16 protein-coding genes are annotated in these 14945 nt (G+C 72.8%); 9 read left to right on the top strand and 7 right to left on the bottom strand.

Annotated features, from left to right (window positions below):
- Positions 1-32 precede the first annotated feature (32 nt).
- Entirely contained in the window at positions 33-983 is a 951-nt protein-coding gene (locus ACZ62B_RS31900; protein WP_469693019.1) for a DUF982 domain-containing protein, read from the bottom strand.
- A gap of 289 nt (positions 984-1272) precedes the next feature.
- Between ACZ62B_RS31900 and ACZ62B_RS31895 the strand changes: the two genes are divergently transcribed.
- The 3 genes from ACZ62B_RS31895 to ACZ62B_RS31885 all read left to right on the top strand — a co-directional run bounded on the left by ACZ62B_RS31895 (position 1273) and on the right by ACZ62B_RS31885 (position 2611).
- Positions 1273-1821 carry an NUDIX hydrolase gene (locus ACZ62B_RS31895; RefSeq protein WP_469693017.1) on the top strand — a complete coding sequence of 183 codons (549 nt, stop codon included), beginning with the start codon at positions 1273-1275 and terminating at the stop codon, positions 1819-1821.
- Between the two features lie 62 nt (positions 1822-1883).
- Positions 1884-2276: a YidH family protein gene (locus ACZ62B_RS31890; protein ID WP_030867186.1), complete on the top strand. Its 393-nt coding sequence runs from the start codon at positions 1884-1886 to the stop codon at positions 2274-2276.
- A gap of 5 nt (positions 2277-2281) precedes the next feature.
- A complete protein-coding gene (locus tag ACZ62B_RS31885) occupies positions 2282-2611 on the top strand; it encodes a DUF202 domain-containing protein (RefSeq protein ID WP_344560716.1) in 330 nt (109 codons plus the stop codon).
- Between the two features lie 131 nt (positions 2612-2742).
- Here the strand turns inward: ACZ62B_RS31885 and ACZ62B_RS31880 are convergent, their stop codons facing one another.
- Complete coding sequence (locus ACZ62B_RS31880; RefSeq protein WP_344560474.1) at positions 2743-3672, bottom strand: NADP-dependent oxidoreductase; 930 nt, start codon at positions 3670-3672, stop codon at positions 2743-2745.
- A 197-nt stretch (positions 3673-3869) separates the two neighbouring features.
- Here ACZ62B_RS31880 and ACZ62B_RS31875 point away from each other — a divergent pair, with 197 nt between their 5' ends.
- Together ACZ62B_RS31875 and ACZ62B_RS31870 are read left to right on the top strand one after the other, a co-directional pair.
- Complete coding sequence (locus ACZ62B_RS31875) at positions 3870-5018, top strand: phosphotransferase family protein (RefSeq protein ID WP_344560473.1); 1149 nt, start codon at positions 3870-3872, stop codon at positions 5016-5018.
- A 6-nt stretch (positions 5019-5024) separates the two neighbouring features.
- Complete coding sequence (locus ACZ62B_RS31870; protein ID WP_344560472.1) at positions 5025-6239, top strand: acyl-CoA dehydrogenase family protein; 1215 nt, start codon at positions 5025-5027, stop codon at positions 6237-6239.
- A gap of 61 nt (positions 6240-6300) precedes the next feature.
- Here ACZ62B_RS31870 and ACZ62B_RS31865 read toward each other — a convergent pair whose 3' ends face one another.
- The 3 genes from ACZ62B_RS31865 to ACZ62B_RS31855 are packed head-to-tail and all read right to left on the bottom strand — an operon-like array spanning position 6301 to position 9357.
- Entirely contained in the window at positions 6301-6894 is a 594-nt protein-coding gene (locus ACZ62B_RS31865) for a TetR/AcrR family transcriptional regulator (protein ID WP_344560471.1), read from the bottom strand.
- Between the two features lie 28 nt (positions 6895-6922).
- Positions 6923-8587 carry a class I adenylate-forming enzyme family protein gene (locus tag ACZ62B_RS31860; protein WP_344560470.1) on the bottom strand — a complete coding sequence of 555 codons (1665 nt, stop codon included), beginning with the start codon at positions 8585-8587 and terminating at the stop codon, positions 6923-6925.
- Positions 8584-9357 (bottom strand): SDR family oxidoreductase, encoded by a 774-nt coding sequence (locus ACZ62B_RS31855; protein WP_344560469.1) that lies wholly within the window; start codon positions 9355-9357, stop codon positions 8584-8586. The genes ACZ62B_RS31860 and ACZ62B_RS31855 overlap by 4 nt, the downstream gene beginning before the upstream one ends.
- A gap of 168 nt (positions 9358-9525) precedes the next feature.
- On the opposite strand from ACZ62B_RS31855, the gene ACZ62B_RS31850 reads away from it, so the two are divergent.
- From ACZ62B_RS31850 to ACZ62B_RS31840, 3 genes are all read left to right on the top strand, one after another.
- Positions 9526-10773, top strand: a complete 1248-nt coding sequence (locus tag ACZ62B_RS31850; RefSeq protein WP_469693013.1) for an exo-beta-N-acetylmuramidase NamZ family protein — start codon at positions 9526-9528, stop codon at positions 10771-10773.
- 356 nt (positions 10774-11129) lie between these two features.
- The gene (locus ACZ62B_RS31845; RefSeq protein ID WP_344560467.1) at positions 11130-11732 is read left to right on the top strand and encodes a hypothetical protein; all 603 of its coding nucleotides are present in this window, start codon (positions 11130-11132) and stop codon (positions 11730-11732) included.
- Positions 11733-11879: 147 nt separating this feature from the next.
- Positions 11880-12947, top strand: coding sequence for an RNA ligase (ATP) (locus ACZ62B_RS31840; protein WP_344560466.1), 1068 nt, complete (start codon positions 11880-11882; stop codon positions 12945-12947).
- Positions 12948-13167: 220 nt separating this feature from the next.
- On the opposite strand, the gene soxR is transcribed toward ACZ62B_RS31840, so the two are convergent.
- A complete protein-coding gene (soxR, locus tag ACZ62B_RS31835) occupies positions 13168-13647 on the bottom strand; it encodes a redox-sensitive transcriptional activator SoxR (RefSeq protein WP_344560465.1) in 480 nt (159 codons plus the stop codon).
- A gap of 131 nt (positions 13648-13778) precedes the next feature.
- Between soxR and ACZ62B_RS31830 the strand changes: the two genes are divergently transcribed.
- Entirely contained in the window at positions 13779-14240 is a 462-nt protein-coding gene (locus tag ACZ62B_RS31830) for a MaoC family dehydratase (RefSeq protein WP_344560464.1), read from the top strand.
- On the opposite strand, the gene ACZ62B_RS31825 is transcribed toward ACZ62B_RS31830, so the two are convergent.
- The gene (locus tag ACZ62B_RS31825) at positions 14231-14875 is read right to left on the bottom strand and encodes a TetR/AcrR family transcriptional regulator (RefSeq protein ID WP_344560463.1); all 645 of its coding nucleotides are present in this window, start codon (positions 14873-14875) and stop codon (positions 14231-14233) included. The two genes, ACZ62B_RS31830 and ACZ62B_RS31825, sit on opposite strands and share 10 nt — an antisense overlap.
- Between the last annotated feature and the right edge of the window lie 70 nt (positions 14876-14945).

Genomic DNA, 14945 nt, shown 5'->3' with positions numbered 1-14945 from the left:
CGGCGGGCGGATGCGGGGGGTGGGGGCTGGGGTCAGACCGTGCCCAGGGCTGCGGCACGGGCGGTGCGGAAGGCGGTCAGGGCGTCACGGTCGGGGTACGACCAAGGGGTGGGTGTGGCGTGGTCTCCGATGCGGTGGAAGAGGGCGGCGGCCTCGGCGCCCCGGCCCTCGCAGACCTTGGCGTGGGCGAGGAAGTTGAGGTCGACCAGGCGGCGCGGGTGGCCTTCGTGCTCCCACTCCAGCCACCAGTCGAAGGCGGCCTTCATCACCTGCCGGGCACGGCGGCCGACCCAGTGGCCGGAGGCGACCGGGTCGGCGGGTTCCTGTCCGGCGGCGGCCAGGGTGCGGTAGCGCTCGGCGTGCGCGATGACCGGCAGGATCGCCAGCGGCGAGTCGGCGGGTGCCTGCTCGGCGGCCCAGTTGGCGAAGTCGTACACCTCGTGCAGCGGGTCCGGGCCCGCCTCCACGCGGCGCTCGGCGAGCCAGGCGACCACCAGGTGGTGGGCGTGGTGGTGGTCCGCGTACCGGGTGCGGATCTGCTCGAAGAGCCGGACCACGTCCCCCTCGGCCCCCTGGGCGCACTCCAGCAGGAGCAGTCCGAGCCAGGGGGTGGGGTCGGTGGGCACCAGCTCCGCCGCCCGGTGGCAGGCCTCGCGGGCACGGGCCGGTTTCTCCTTGCCGCGCAGCGCGCGCCGCACCTGGGCCAGGGCGAGCAGCACGGACGCGTCACCGGAGTCGGGTTCGGCGAGCAGCCACTCGCGGGCCCAGGCGACGCTGGACGACTCCCGGGCGAGCACCGTGACGCGGTGGCCCCGGCGGTCCCAGTCCTCCCCCGTACGGACCAGCAGCGAGCGGGTGTTCTGCCATCGGCCCTGTGCCAGCGCGGTCCGCGCGGCGACGAGTTCGGCGTCGTCGAGGGCCTCGTCGAAGGCCTGTGCCGCCCGTCTGCGGGCACGGCCGAGGGGAGGCGGGGGTGGGGACACCGCGGGACTTCCTCACGCGCTCTTCTTGTGGTCGCCGGCTCACGGCGGGTGGTCGGTGCGGCAGTGGTCGGCTGCCGATTGCCATGAGCTGATCACAGACAGCAAACCGTCAGCGAACGGATCACGTCAAGGGCGTACCGGGTGTTACTCGCGTCAACTGCGGTCACGAACGGGCTACTTGTGACGTCCGGGGGCGGACGGCCGCTCGGGTGGGGTGAGCGGTCGGGTCCTCGTCAGAGCCTCGTCGGGTCCACGTCGGGCGAGGGCCGGCCGCTGCTTGGATGGTCGTATGAGTGCTGAGGAGATCATCGACATCGTCGACGAGAACGACCGGGTGGTCGGGCGGTCCCCGCGCGGGGAGGCCTACGCGCGGGGGCTGCGCCACCGCTGCGCCTTCATCCTCGCCCGGGACGCCGGGGGGCGGATCTTCGTCCACCGCCGCACCGCGGCCAAGCAGGTCTTCCCCTCCCTGTACGACATGTTCGTCGGCGGGGTCGTCGGCGCGGGCGAGAGCTACGACGAGGCGGCGCTGCGGGAGGCCGAGGAGGAGCTGGGCGTGAACGGGCTGCCGCGCCCCGAGCACGTCTTCACGTTCCTGTACGACGACGGGGCGGGCCGGAGCTGGTGGTCGGCGGTGTACGAGGTGCGCTGCGACCGGCCCGTACGGCCGCAGCCGGAGGAGGTGGCCTGGTGGGACTTCCTGTCGGAGGCGGAGCTGGAGCGGCGGCTCGGGGAGTGGGAGTGGGCTCCGGACGGGCTGGTGGCGTATCAGCGGCTCAAGGCGTACCGGTCCGGGCGGGCGGAGCGGTCGGAGCGGGCGGAGCGGTCGGAGGGCTGAGTACGGGTCCGTCCTCGTCCCGGCCCTCGGCCCGGTGCGGGTGGCCCCGGTAGGGTCGCGGCGTGATCGATTTTGTGCGGAACGTTCGGTTGTGGTTCGCGCCCGGCGAGGTGCGGCGGGAGGGCGACACGCCCGACTACCGGTTCTCACTGGCGAACGAGCGGACGTTCCTCGCCTGGCTGCGCACCGCGCTCGCGCTGATCGGGGGCGGGTTCGCCGTGGACCAGTTCCTGCCGGATCTGCGGTGGGGGTGGCGGGTCGGGCTGGCGCTGGCGCTGCTGGCCGCGGGGGCGTTGTGCGCGCTGCGGGCGGTCAATCACTGGGTGCGGTGCGAACGGGCGATGCGGCGGGGGGAGGATCTGCCGGTGTCGCGGTTCCCGGCGCTGCTGAGTCTTGTGGTGGCGGTGGTGGCCGGGGCGATGGTCGCCGTCGTGCTCTTCGGGTGGGACGGGTGAGCGGAGTGGCGGCCGGTCGGGGCGCGGAGCGGGATCCGGGGCTGCAGCCCGAGCGGACGCGGCTCGCGTGGCGGCGTACGACGTTGTCGGCCACGGTCGCGGCCGTGCTTGCCGTGAAGACGGCGCTGGCGGGTGGGGGCTCGGCGGCCGGGTTCGTCGCGTGCGCGCTGTGCTGTGTCTGCTGGCTCGGGTTTCTGTGGATCGCCCATCGGCGGATTCGGGGGCTGGCGGCCGTGAGTGTGCCGGAGGCGCTTGTTCCGCCGTATGCGGCGGTTGCGGTGCTCTGTACGGTGGCCATGGCCGTGTGCGGGGTGGTGCTTGTCGGTTCGGGGTGAGGTGGGGCGGGGCGGGGCGGGGCCGGAGGGTTTTCGCCCCCTCCGCCCCTTCCCGTCCCGTCCCTGGGGGCGGAGCCCCCAGACCCCCCTTTGTCCTCAAACGCCGGACGGGCTGAAGGTGCCGGGCGGGCTCATTCGCTCACCGTCACCACGATCTTGCCCCTGGTGCGGCCCTCCTGGTTCAGGCGGTGGGCGGCCGCCGCCTGGTCCAGGGGGAAGGTCTTCGAGACGTGGATGGTGATCGTGCCCTGGTCCGCCAGGTCGGAGAGGTGCTGGAGGTCCTGGGGGTCGGGGCGGACGAACCAGTAGCGGCCGCCGTAGTCCACCACCTCGGGGTCGGCGATCGAGGCCAGGCGGCCCTCGGGGGCCAGCAGGTTCGCGGAGGCCTTGAGGGCGTCGCCGCCCACCGAGTCGAACACCGCGTCCACGCCCTCGGGCGCCAGTCCCCGTACCCGTTCGGCCAGGCCCTCGCCGTGGCTCACCGGCTCCCCGCCCAGTCCGCGTACGAAGTCGTGGTTGCGCTCGCTCGCCGTACCGATGACCCGGGCGCCGAGGTGGGCGGCGAGCTGGACGGCGATGGATCCGACGCCGCCGGCCGCGGCGTGCACCAGGATGGTCTCGCCCCGCTTGACCTCGAGGACGCGGTGCAGCACCTGGTACGCGGTGAGCCCCGCGAGGGGGATTCCGGCCGCCTGCTCGAAGGACAGGGAGCGCGGCTTGCGCGCGAGGGTGCGCGCCGGGGCGGCCACGTACTCGGCGAAGGTGCCGCGCGAGAGGACGTCCTCGCGCACGTAGCCGATGACCTCGTCGCCGACGGCGAACTCCGGTACGGCGGGACCCGGCCGGACGACCACGCCCGAGACGTCCCAGCCGGGGATGACCGGGAACACCGGCTGGAGGATCGGGTCGAGATAGCCCTCGCGGCACTTCCAGTCGACCGGGTTGACGGCCGCCGCCCGCACCTTCACCAGTACCGAGTCGGGGCCGACCCTGGGGTCGTCGACCTCCCCGAGTCCGAGCACTTCGGGACCGCCGTACCGTGAGTAGCTGATCGCCTTCATGGGACCGACCTTCTGGTGTCCGCGTGTACGGTGCAAGCCGAACGGCCCGATATACGCCATTCGCGTGGCGGCCGGACGGGGCGCGGGCGCGACGAGCGCCTATCGTGGCCCCGATCACGTTCGGTCGCCGCTCTGGACGACATACCGACCGGTCGGCATCATAAGGCGGGTACTGTTTCCTGCCCGTAGGAGCGACGATGAGCCCCGACCACCCGCCCGGACTCGATCTCGACCGGCTGCGCGGCCTGCTCGAACGGGAGCGGCCCGGCCTGGTGAACGGCCCGCTCACCGGCCGGCTGATCGAGGGCGGCAGGTCGAACCTCACGTACGCGGTCTCCGACGGGGCCTCGAAGTGGGTCGTACGGCGCCCCCCGCTCGGCCACGTGCTGGCCACCGCGCACGACATGAAGCGCGAGCACCGGGTGATCAGCGCGCTGCACCGAACCGCCGTGCCGGTGCCGCGCACCGTGCTGCTGTGCGAGGACGAGGAGGTGCTCGGGGCGCCGTTCTACGTCATGGACTTCGTCGAGGGCACCCCGTACCGGACGGCCGGCCAGCTCGCCCCGCTCGGCGCCGAGCGCACCCGGGACGCCGTGCTGAACCTGGTCGACACGCTCGTCGAGCTGCACGCCGTCGATCCCGGCGAGGCGGGCCTGGCGGACTTCGGCCGGCCCGAGGGGTTCCTGGACCGGCAGCTGCGGCGCTGGGGCAAGCAGCTCGACGCCTCCCGCAACCGGGAGCTGGCCGGGATCGACGAGCTGCACGCGGCGCTCGGGCGCGAGCTGCCCGTCTCCCCCGCGCCGGCCGTGGTGCACGGCGACTACCGCCTCGACAACGTGCTCATCGGGCCGGCGAGTGAGCCGAAGGGGCGCGCCGGTGTCGAGGGTCCGAACGCGCGGAGGCCCGAAGGGCTGGGCACGATCGGGCTCTCGGCACCGGCTGAAGCGCCCCGGAGGCGAACCGGGCCCGAAAGGGGCGCCGACCGGATCAAGGCCGTCCTCGACTGGGAGATGTCCACGCTCGGCGATCCGCTGACGGACCTGGGGCTGCTGGTGATGTACAGCATGCCGCTGGGCATGCCGGACTCCCCCGTCTCCACGACCGCCGAGGCGCCCGGGCACCCCACGCCGGCCGAGCTGATCGAGCGGTACGCCGCGCGGTCGGGGCGCGATGTCTCCGCGGTGTCCTGGTACACGGCGTTCGCCTGGTTCAAGCTCGCCGTGATCCTGGAGGGCATCCACTACCGCTACACCCTGGGCCAGACGGTCGGGCGCGGCTTCGACCGCATCGGTGATCTGGTCCCGGTCTTCATCCGGCACGGTCTGACCACTCTCCAGGAAGGCTGACGAACCATGGACTTCGCGTTCGACGCGCGCACCGAGGAACTGCGCGCCAAGTTGCTCGCCTTCATGGACGAGTACGTCTACCCGGCCGAGGCGGTCGTGCACGAGCAGCGTGCCGGGCTGGACTCGCCGTGGGAGAACGTCCCCGTGGTGGAGGAGCTGAAGGCCGAGGCCCGCCGGCAGGGGCTGTGGAACCTGTTCCTGCCCGACTCCGAGCACGGTGCCGGGCTCACCAATCTCCAGTACGCGCCGCTCGCCGAGATCATGGGCCGCTCCCCGCAGATCGCGCCGACCGTCACCAACTGCGCGGCGCCCGACACCGGGAACATGGAGGTGCTGGCGCAGTTCGGCGACGAGGCGCAGAAGAAGCAGTGGCTCCAGCCGCTGCTGGCCGGTGAGATCCGCTCGGCGTTCGCGATGACCGAGCCGGAGGTGGCCTCCTCGGACGCCACGAACATCACCACGCACATCGAACGGGACGGCGACGAGTACGTCATCACGGGGCGCAAGTGGTACATCTCCGGGGCGATGCACCCGGACTGCGCGGTCTTCATCGTGATGGGGAAGACCGACCCGGACGGGGCGGACATCCGGCGGCAGCAGTCCATGGTGCTCGTCCCGCGCGACACGCCGGGCGTCACCATCACCCGCGCGATGCAGGTGTTCGGTTACGAGGACCACTACCACGGCGGGCACGCCGAGGTGGTCTTCGACCACGCGCGCGTGCCGGTGGCGAACCTGATCGGTGAGGAGGGCGGCGGCTTCGCCATCGCGCAGGCCCGGCTCGGTCCCGGCCGGATCCACCACTGCATGCGGCTGATCGGCATGGCCGAGCGGGCCATCGAGCTGATGTGCCGCCGCGCGGTGTCGCGGGACGCGTTCGGCAAGGCGCTGGCGCGGCAGGGCGTGGTGCAGAACTGGATCGCCGACGCGCGCGTGGCGGTCGAGCAGCTGCGGCTGCTGGTGCTGAAGACGGCCTGGATGATGGACACCGTCGGCAACCGGGGCGCCCACACGGAGATCCAGGCCATCAAGATCGCCACCCCGCGCACGGTCGTCGGCATCCTCGACCGGGCGATCCAGCTGTACGGCGCGGGCGGGGTCAGCCAGGACTTCCCGCTGGCCGAGCTGTACGCCGGCGCCCGCACGCTGATGATCGCCGACGGCCCGGACGAGGTGCATCAGAGGTCGCTGGCGCGCCGGGAGCTGAAGAAGTATCTGTAGTCCCGGAACGTCCTGTGGCCCGCCGACGGTACCGGCGGGCCACAGGACGTGGGGGGTGTTTTCAGGCGCGCAGCGCCCGCAGCAGCAGGTCCGCCAGGTGGTCGGCGACCTCCTGGGGGCTGAGCGGGCCGTCGGGGCGGTACCAGGTCGACAGGTGGTGCACGGAGCCGAAGTGGTAGTCGACCACCAGGTCGGCCGGGGTCGCCGTGGAGAAGACGCCCTCGCGCTGGCCCTCCTCGATCAGCGCGCGGAAGCGTTCGTGGTAGCGGCGGCGTTCGGCGCGCACCTGCTTGTTCTTCTCCGGGCTGAGGTGGTGCATGGAGCGGAAGAAGATCGACGCGTCGTCGAGGTTCTCGATCGTGGTGACGACGACGTCCGCCGCCGCGCCGCGCAGCCGCTTCTCGATCGGCTCGTCGGCGTCCGCGAAGTGGTCCAGGCGCTCCTGCTGGAGGCGCAGCACGCGCGCGTACACCTCGTGCAGCAGGTCGTCCTTGGAGCCGAAGTAGTGGTAGAGCGCCCCCTTGGTGACGCCTGCCGCCTCGACGATCTCCTGCACCGAGGTGCGGTCGTAGCCCCGCTCGGCGAAGAGCCGGGTGGCGGCGGCCAGAAGCCGCTGCGGCACAGGAGCCCCGTCACCGTCCGTCGTCCTGGGCACTGCCGCCACCCGCCTTTCCGTGTCGCTGCTAGTTGTCGTGGGTCAGGGAACGCAGTTCCCGCCGGAGGATCTTCCCACTGGCCGTCTTCGGCAGGTCCGGCAGGATCTCCACCTGGCGCGGATACTTGTAGGCGGCCAGTCTCTCCTCGCAGTACGCGGCGAGCGCGGCCGGGTCCGCCTCCGCGCCGGGGCGCAGGCTGATGAAGGCCTTGACGGTCTCCCCGCGGTAGCCGTCGGGCACCCCGACGACGGCGGCCTCGCGCACCGCCGGGTGGGTGTAGAGCACGTCCTCGACCTCGCGCGGCCACACCTTGAAGCCGGACGCGTTGATCATGTCCTTCTTGCGGTCGACGACGTACAGCCAGCCCTCGGGGTCCATGAAGCCGATGTCGCCGGTGCGCAGCTCGCCGTCGGGGAAGGTCTCGGCGGTGGCGTCGGGCCGCCGCCAGTAGCCGGGCACGACCTGCGGGCCGCGCACGACGATCTCGCCCTGCTCGCCGAAGGGCACCTCCTCACCCCGGTCGTCGACGATCCGTACGACGGTGTCGGGGCCCGGCACGCCGACGGCCAGCGTGCCGGAGGCCTCGTCGACGGGCGCCTCCAGGTGCGGCGGGACGGAGGCGCAGGGGGCGGTGCACTCGGTCAGTCCGTAGCCGTTGCGGATGTACGGCCCGAAGCCGGCCCGGAACTTCTCCACCAGGGCGGGCGGCAGCGGGGCGCCGCCGGAGGAGATCACCCGGAAGGAGGAGAAGTGGTCGCGGCCGACGTCGGGGTGGGCGGCCAGCGCCATGAAGGCGGTGGACGGGCCGACGGTGTAGTGCGGCCGGTGCTCGGCGAAGGCGTCCAGGACGACGCCCGGCTCGAAGCGGTACGCCAGGACGAGGGTGCCCGCGCTGTTGAGGCAGGCGCCGAGCTGGCAGACCATGCCGGTGATGTGGAACAGGGGCGCGAGGGCGAAGTAGACGGGCGCCTCGGGCAGGCCGAGCCCCGTGCGCTGCCGCTCGGCGTTGTACATGATGTTGCGGTGGGTGTTGGTGGCGCCCTTGGGGGTGCCGCTGGTGCCCGAGGTGTAGCTGATCAGCGCGGTGTCGCCGGGGGCGGGGTCGCGGTGCTCGGGGGCCGGGTGTCCCTGGCGGGCGACGGTGGTGAGGTCGTCGGCGTCCGGGGGCTGCGGGAGCCGTTCGAAGGTGAGCACGCGCGTGTCACCGCGGGTCTGGAAGTCCAGTTCGCAGCCGGTGAGCACGATCCGCACGGGCGAGTCGGCGGCCGTGTCGCGCAGGTACGACTCCCAGGCCCGGTCGGAGCAGATCAGCGCGGCCACGTCGGCGTCCCGCAGGACGTGCGTCACCTCGCCCGACTTGTACATCGGGTTGACGGGCACGACGACCGCGCCCGCCTTCCAGGCGCCCAGCAGGGCGAGGACGAAGTGCGGGGAGTTCTGCAGCAGGACCGCCACCCGCTCGCCGCGCTCCAGGCCGCGTGCGGCGAGGTGGCCGGCGACGGAGTCGCTGAGTTCGTCGGCCTCGCGGTAGGTGAGGCGGCCGTCGAAGTAGGCGAGGAAGGCGCGGTCGGGGTGCTCGGCCACCGCGCGGCGCAGGGCGTGCACCAGGGAGCCGGCGGGGTCGAGGGGGGCGCGCTGGGCGTCGGTGAGGAGGGCCAGCCAGGGCCGGGCGGCGTAGCGGGAGGCGGTCACCGGTTCGCCTCCCACTGCTGCTGGAGGCGGTTCATGCCGGCCAGCCAGCGGTCCGGCTCGGCGGCACGCGCCTGGTAGTACTCGGCGACCTCGGGGTGCGGCAGGATCAGGAAGCGGTCCTCCTCGATGCCCCGGAAGAGGGCGTCGGCCACGTCCTCCGGTTCGATCGCGGTCGGCTTGAGGACGAGGTCGCCCGCGCTGCCGCTGGCGTCGAGCATGTCGGTGCGCACGCCCTGCGGGCAGATCGCGTGGACCTTCACCCCGCGGTGGCGGTACGTCAGGGACAGCCACTCGGCGAAGGCGTAGGCGCCGTGCTTGGTGACGCTGTAGGGGGCGGTGCCGATCATGGTGAGCAGTCCGGCGGCGGAGACGGTGGAGACGAAGCGGCCGCCGCCGCGCTCCAGCCAGTCCGGGAGCAGTGCGTGCGCCGCGCGGACGTGCGCCATGACGTTGACGTCCCAGGAGAGCGCCCAGCCCTGCTCGTCGAGCGGTTCGCCGGGCTCCCCGCCGTCGCGGCCGACGCCCGCGTTGGCGCAGTACACGTCGACCGTCCCGCCGAGCGCGTCGCGGGCCTCGGCGACGATCGAGGAGGCGTCGCCGGGGACGGCCAGGCCGCCGATCTCCTCGGCGACGGCCTTCGCGCGGTCGGCGTCCAGGTCGTTGACGACGACCCGCGCCCCCTGAGCGGCGAAGCGGCGGGCGAGCGCCGCCCCGATGCCGCCCCCGGCTCCCGTGACGACCACCTTCGCATCCTGCACGGCTTGCACCATCGGTCTCCTTCGACGCGGCTCCCAGCGGCTACCGGCGTCAGACTAACCGGTCGGTATGCCCGGTGGAAGGGGTGCTCCGCGCGGGGCCGGTCCGGTTCGTTCCCCGGGGCGGCCGGGCGCGCTAGCGTGCCTGCGCATGACACCCGCCACGATCACGGAGGTCACCGCATGAAGCTGTCCAGACGGAGCCTGCTCGCCACCACCACGGCCGCGGTCGCGGCCGGTGCCGCACCGGCCGCCGCCTCCGGCCCCGCGCGCGGGGGCGGCCGGGGGCTGCGCACCGGGTTCGAACGGCTCGCCGCGGACGGCTACCGGCTGCTCGACGGGCGGCGCGTGGGCGTGGTCACCAACCCGACGGGCATCACCCGGGACGCGCGGCACATCGTCGACGTGATGCACGCCGACGACCGGGTGGACCTGACCGCCGTCTTCGGCCCCGAGCACGGCTTCCGGGGCACCGCCCAGGCGGGCGGCTCGGAGGGCCGCCACGACGACCCGGCGACCGGCCTGCCGGTCTACGACACGTATCTGAAGAGCGGTCAGGCGCTCGCCGACGTCTTCACGGCGTCCGGCGTGGACACGGTCGTCTTCGACATCCAGGACGTGGGCGCGCGGTTCTACACGTACATCTGGACGCTGTTCGACTGCATGGAGGCGGCCGCGCTCGCGGGGAAGCGGTTCGTCGTGCTGGACCGGCCGAACCCGGTGACCGGGCGGGCCGCGCTGGGTCCGGTGCTGCACAAGGAGTTCGCGACGTTCGTCGGGCGGCAGCCGATCTCGCAGGCGCACGGGATGACGGTGGCGGAGCTGGCGCTGCTGTTCAACGGGGAGTTCCTGACGGCGCCGGTGCCGCTGGAGACCGTACGGATGTCGGGCTGGCGGCGGTCGGACTTCCACGACGCCTCCGGGCTGCCGTGGGTGCCGCCGAGCCCGAACATGCCGACGCCCGAGACGGCGCTGGTGTACTCGGGGACGTGCCTGTTCGAGGGGACGAACCTGTCGGAGGGGCGCGGGACCACCCGGCCGTTCGAGCTGCTGGGGGCGGAAGGGCTCGACGGGCGCTGGGCTGAGGCGGCGAACGCGCTGGGGCTCGCGGGCGTGCGCTTCCGGGAGGCGTACTTCGCGCCGGTGTTCTCCAAGTTCCAGGGGAAGACCGTCGGGGGCATCCAGGTGCACGTGCACGACCGGGAGGTGTTCGATCCGGTGCGGACCGGGATCGGGCTGCTGATCACCGCCAAGCGGTCGTGGAGCGGCTTCGCCTGGCGCCCGGACAACTGGATCGACAAGCTCACCGGCTCCACGCGCGTGCGCACCATGATCGACGCGGGCGCGGACACGGACGAGGTGGTGGCCGGCTGGCAGGAGGAGCTGGCGGGGTTCCGGAGGATGCGGCGGGAGTACCTGCTGTACCGCTGAGAGCGGGCGGCACGGGACGGCGGCGGGCGGCGGCCCGCCGCCGTTTTGCGTCAGGTGTGCATATCGGCGGGGTCTTCAGGAACCCGTGGAAGCTCCCGGGAGTTCTCAGGCTGAACGAGGAGTGGCCGCTCCCCGCGGGGAGGGCACGGAGCGGGTTACCGCCGGTATCCCCGTGAACGACCACAACTGAAGCAGGGATCACGGGAGTTGGCCCGTGAGTCCCCGCGGCCGGCTGATGGGGGCCATCGAAAAAGGATGGAGCCGATTCGCGTGTCGATACGTCTATTCGGCGACGTCCGTTCGACGACGCCGAAGTGACCGGATTACAGGTGCAGGTGTGACGGAGGTGCAGGACGATGGCCGGTTTCCGGAGTCTGGCGAGACAGGTCCGAGATCCGCGGTGTGATCTGGCACTGCGGCGCTATTCGCTGCGCAAGTGCCTCGAGCGATTCGCTCCCTACGGGCACAGGGCGACCTGGGACCATCTGTGTTCGCGGGCCGGGTTCGACCCCGAGGACCGCTCCGTCGACCCGGCGCGGCTCGTGGCCGCACTGGACGAGCTGGAGGAGGCCCGGGCGGTCTGGCTGGCCTATGAGGTGGAGTTCGCCGACCGCCGCAGGAAGGAGAAGCACGACGGGCTGCGCAGGCCGGGCAGTGTGGACGACTGGCACCGGCTGACCTGGGGCGGTTTCGGCGTGGCCTGGTGCGACGACCCGCGGGTGCATCCGCGCGAGCCGCTGGCCGAGGTGCTGCGGCGGCTGATAGCCGCGCTGGAGCGCGAGCCGGGTACGGGCTGCCCCGTGTGCCGGGGGGAACGGCTCGTGTGGCGCTTCGACCTGGACCACGAGCCGTCGACGGGGCCGGTCTGCGCGGACTGCGGGATCCTGGTGCCGCGGCCCGTGCTCACCGCCGGGGCGCTGGCGGACGCCCGGCGGGCGAGGCTGCTGGTTTCGGCCTGAGAGGCGAGGAGCGAGGGGGTGCGCAGGGGATGCCGCACCCCCGCCGGTCCGGGGACCCTAGCAGGCGCCAAACCGCTCGTACCAGGGCTTTTTCATGTGGACAGTTGGGGGCGATGAAACGCACCTGAGAACCCTGGAGCTGTCCTGATGTCGACGCTGCGCGTCACCGCCGAAGTCCTGACCGTCCACGAACACCCGGGCGCCGATGCCCTCGAACTGGCCCAGGTGGGCCTGTACCGGGCCGTCGTCGCCAAGGGCGCGTACCGCACGGGTGATGCCGCGGTCTACATCCCCGAGCAGTCCGTGCTGCCGGCCGCGCTGATCGAGGAGCTGGGCCTGACCGGCCGCCTGGCGGGCGGAAACCACGACCGGGTCAAGGCGATCCGGCTGCGGGGCGAGCTGTCGCAGGGCATCGTGTGCCGGCCGAAGGCGCTCGCGGACGTCGACCTCGTACGGGCCGCCGCGGACGGCACCGACTTCGCGGAGCTGCTCGGCGTCACCAAGTGGGTGCCGCCCGTCCCGCCGACGATGAGCGGCGAGGTGGAGTCCGCGCCCGAGCTGCTGCCCTGGGTCGACATCGAGAACATCCAGCGCCACCCGGAGATCTTCGCCGCCGGCGAGCCCGTGGTGCTCACGGAGAAGCTGCACGGCACGGCCTGCCTGCTGACGTACTCCGCCGAGGAGGACCGGGTGTACGTCTCCTCCAAGGGGTTCGGCGCGAAGTCGCTGGCGCTGAAGGAGGACCCGCGCAACCTGTACTGGCGGGCGGTGCGCGGTCACGGTGTCGCCGAGTCCGCGGCGGAACTCGCCGCACGGCTGGGGGCCCGACGGGTCGGGATCTTCGGTGAGGTGTACGGCGCGGGGGTGCAGGACCTGGCGTACGGCGCGGACGGGCGGCGCGACACCCTCGGCTACGCCGTGTTCGACGTGTCGGCGGAGATCGACGGCCGGGTGCGCTGGCTGGACGCGGCGGAGCTGCTGGACGGGCGGCTGCCGTTGGTGCCGAGGCTGTTCGAGGGGCCGTACGACAGCGAGCGGGTGCTGGAGATCGCCACCGGCCGCGAGACGGTCTCCGGGCGCGAGCTGCACCTGCGCGAGGGTGTGGTCATCCGCCCGGCCGTGGAACGCCACAGCCCGGTGACCGGCGGCCGCGCCATAGCGAAGGCCGTGAGCCCGGCGTACCTGACCCGCAAGGGCGGCACGGAGTACGAGTGAGCGGGGCTGGCTGCCGGCGTGGCCGCGGGCGGTCGTGGTGCCTCCCCCCGTGCAGCTGCGGGCACCCGGCAGGCGCCGGGGTGTCCGCTGAGCGGGGGTGTCACGCAGCCCGGCGTTTGCGGGGTGCCGTCGCGCCCACCCGTGCCGCCCCAGCGGCACGACTGCCCGCGGAAACGCTGCAGCTGCGCCCGCGCGGACGAGGGCGCGGCGCCCCGGCAGGTCAGCGGCCACCCCGCCGTCGCCCGCCGTTCTCCGCCAGCAGGCGGGAGCCTGTCAGGTGGTCGCCGAAGACGTCGTCCGGGTTGGACAGGACGCAGCTGTCCAGGGAGAGGCAGCCGCAGCCGATGCAGTCGGTGAGGTGGTCGCGCAGGCGGTTGAGCTGCCTGATGCGTTCGTCCAGCTCCGAGCGCCACGCCTCGGAGAGGCGCGCCCAGTCGTCCCGGGTGGGCGTGCGCCCCTCGGGCAGCTCGGCGAGCGCCTCGCGGATCGTGGCGAGCGGGATGCCGACGCGCTGGGCGGCGCGGATGAAGGCGACCCGGCGCAGGGTGTCACGGCTGTAGCGGCGCTGGTTGCCCGAGGTGCGGCGGCTGCCGATCAGGCCCTTGGCCTCGTAGAAGTGCAGGGCCGAGACGGCGGCGCCGCTGCGGGCGGAGAGCTGGCCGACCGTGAGCTCGTGGATCTTCTCGGGTATCTGGGGCACTCCCCGAACCCTACCCACCCGTCCGGCGGCCGGCTGTCGTTGACAGGGAACGCCCGGCACACCATGCTAAGCAGTTGCTTAGGCATGCGCACACCGATGCGCTGCGACTACGTGACGCGAGAGGCCGGGACATGGCAGAGCCGAGGATCTTCACGTCCGTCGACGACCTGAAGGCGGCGGTGGGCGAGCAGCTGGGACACACCGACTGGCTGGAGGTCGACCAGAAGCGGATCGACCTGTTCGCCGAGGCCACCGGGGACCACCAGTGGATCCACGTCGACCCGGAGAAGGCCGCGGCGGGGCCGTTCGGGACGACCATCGCGCACGGCTATCTGACGCTGTCGCTGCTGCCGCTGTTCGGCCCGCAGCTGATCTCCGTCGAGGGCGTGAAGATGGGTGTCAACTACGGCACCAACAAGGTGCGCTTCCCCGCCCCGGTCCCGGTCGGCTCGCGGGTGCGCGCCACCGCGACGATCACCGCCGTCGACGAGGTGCCGGGCGGCGTCCAGGTGGCCACGGCGTTCACCGTGGAGCGCGAGGGCGGCGACAAGCCGGTGTGCGTCGCCGAGTCGGTGGCCCGCTACTACCTCTGAGCGGGGCCGGCCCCCCGGGCCCCGACCATCCTGAGCACGAGGTCGGCGTAGAGCGCGCCGACCTCCTCGGGGGTGCGGGGGCCGTCGACGTTGAACCAGCGGGCCACGTCGATGCACAGGGAGAGCACGGCGAGCGTGGTGCCCTGGACGTCGATGACGTCGAACTCGCCGGAGCGCACGCCCTCCTCGATGATCCCGCGCACCTCGGCGTCGACCTGCCGGCGCAGTCCGAGGATCTCGGCGCGGGCGTCGGGGCCGAGCGAGTCGAGTTCGTACTGCACGACCCTGGCGGTGGTCCGGCCGCCCGCGTGCCAGCGGACGAAGGAGCTGACCGCTTCGGCGAGCCGCTCACCGGGGCCGCCCTCGGCGCGGGCCGCCGTGCGCAGGATCTCGACGGCCTTCTGGTGGCCGATCCTGCTGATGCGGTGGAGCAGCTCTTCCTTGGTCTTGTAGTGGATGTAGAGCGCGGCCGGGCTCATCCCGGCGCGGCCCGCGATGTCGCGGGTCGTCGTGGCGTGGTAGCCGCGCTCCGCGAACGCCTCCACGGCGGCGAGCAGCAATCGTCGGGCCGCGTCGGGCGTGACCTCACCCCACGGTTGCGCCTCGGCGCCGGCCGGCTCCTCCGCCGTACTCATCGCTCACCTCATTCGCTGGCAGGGGTAACACCATACCGGCAAGGGTGAGCGCTCGCTTAGCACGCCCGTC

Source organism: Streptomyces sp. NPDC053426, assembly GCF_055585405.1.
The sequence above is the reverse complement of the archived record's forward strand: the minus strand, read 5'-3'. Positions and strand labels throughout refer to the sequence as shown.

Coding starts and splice junctions, on each gene's coding strand:
- ACZ62B_RS31830 (WP_344560464.1), top strand. CDS start 13,779: ATGGCAGAGCCGAGGATCTTCACGTCCGTCGACGACCTGAAGGCGGCG.
- ACZ62B_RS31855 (WP_344560469.1), bottom strand. CDS start 9,357: ATGGTGCAAGCCGTGCAGGATGCGAAGGTGGTCGTCACGGGAGCCGGG.
- ACZ62B_RS31880 (WP_344560474.1), bottom strand. CDS start 3,672: ATGAAGGCGATCAGCTACTCACGGTACGGCGGTCCCGAAGTGCTCGGA.
- ACZ62B_RS31845 (WP_344560467.1), top strand. CDS start 11,130: ATGGCCGGTTTCCGGAGTCTGGCGAGACAGGTCCGAGATCCGCGGTGT.
- ACZ62B_RS31870 (WP_344560472.1), top strand. CDS start 5,025: ATGGACTTCGCGTTCGACGCGCGCACCGAGGAACTGCGCGCCAAGTTG.
- ACZ62B_RS31850 (WP_469693013.1), top strand. CDS start 9,526: ATGAAGCTGTCCAGACGGAGCCTGCTCGCCACCACCACGGCCGCGGTC.
- ACZ62B_RS31875 (WP_344560473.1), top strand. CDS start 3,870: ATGAGCCCCGACCACCCGCCCGGACTCGATCTCGACCGGCTGCGCGGC.
- ACZ62B_RS31840 (WP_344560466.1), top strand. CDS start 11,880: ATGTCGACGCTGCGCGTCACCGCCGAAGTCCTGACCGTCCACGAACAC.
- ACZ62B_RS31825 (WP_344560463.1), bottom strand. CDS start 14,875: ATGAGTACGGCGGAGGAGCCGGCCGGCGCCGAGGCGCAACCGTGGGGT.
- ACZ62B_RS31895 (WP_469693017.1), top strand. CDS start 1,273: ATGAGTGCTGAGGAGATCATCGACATCGTCGACGAGAACGACCGGGTG.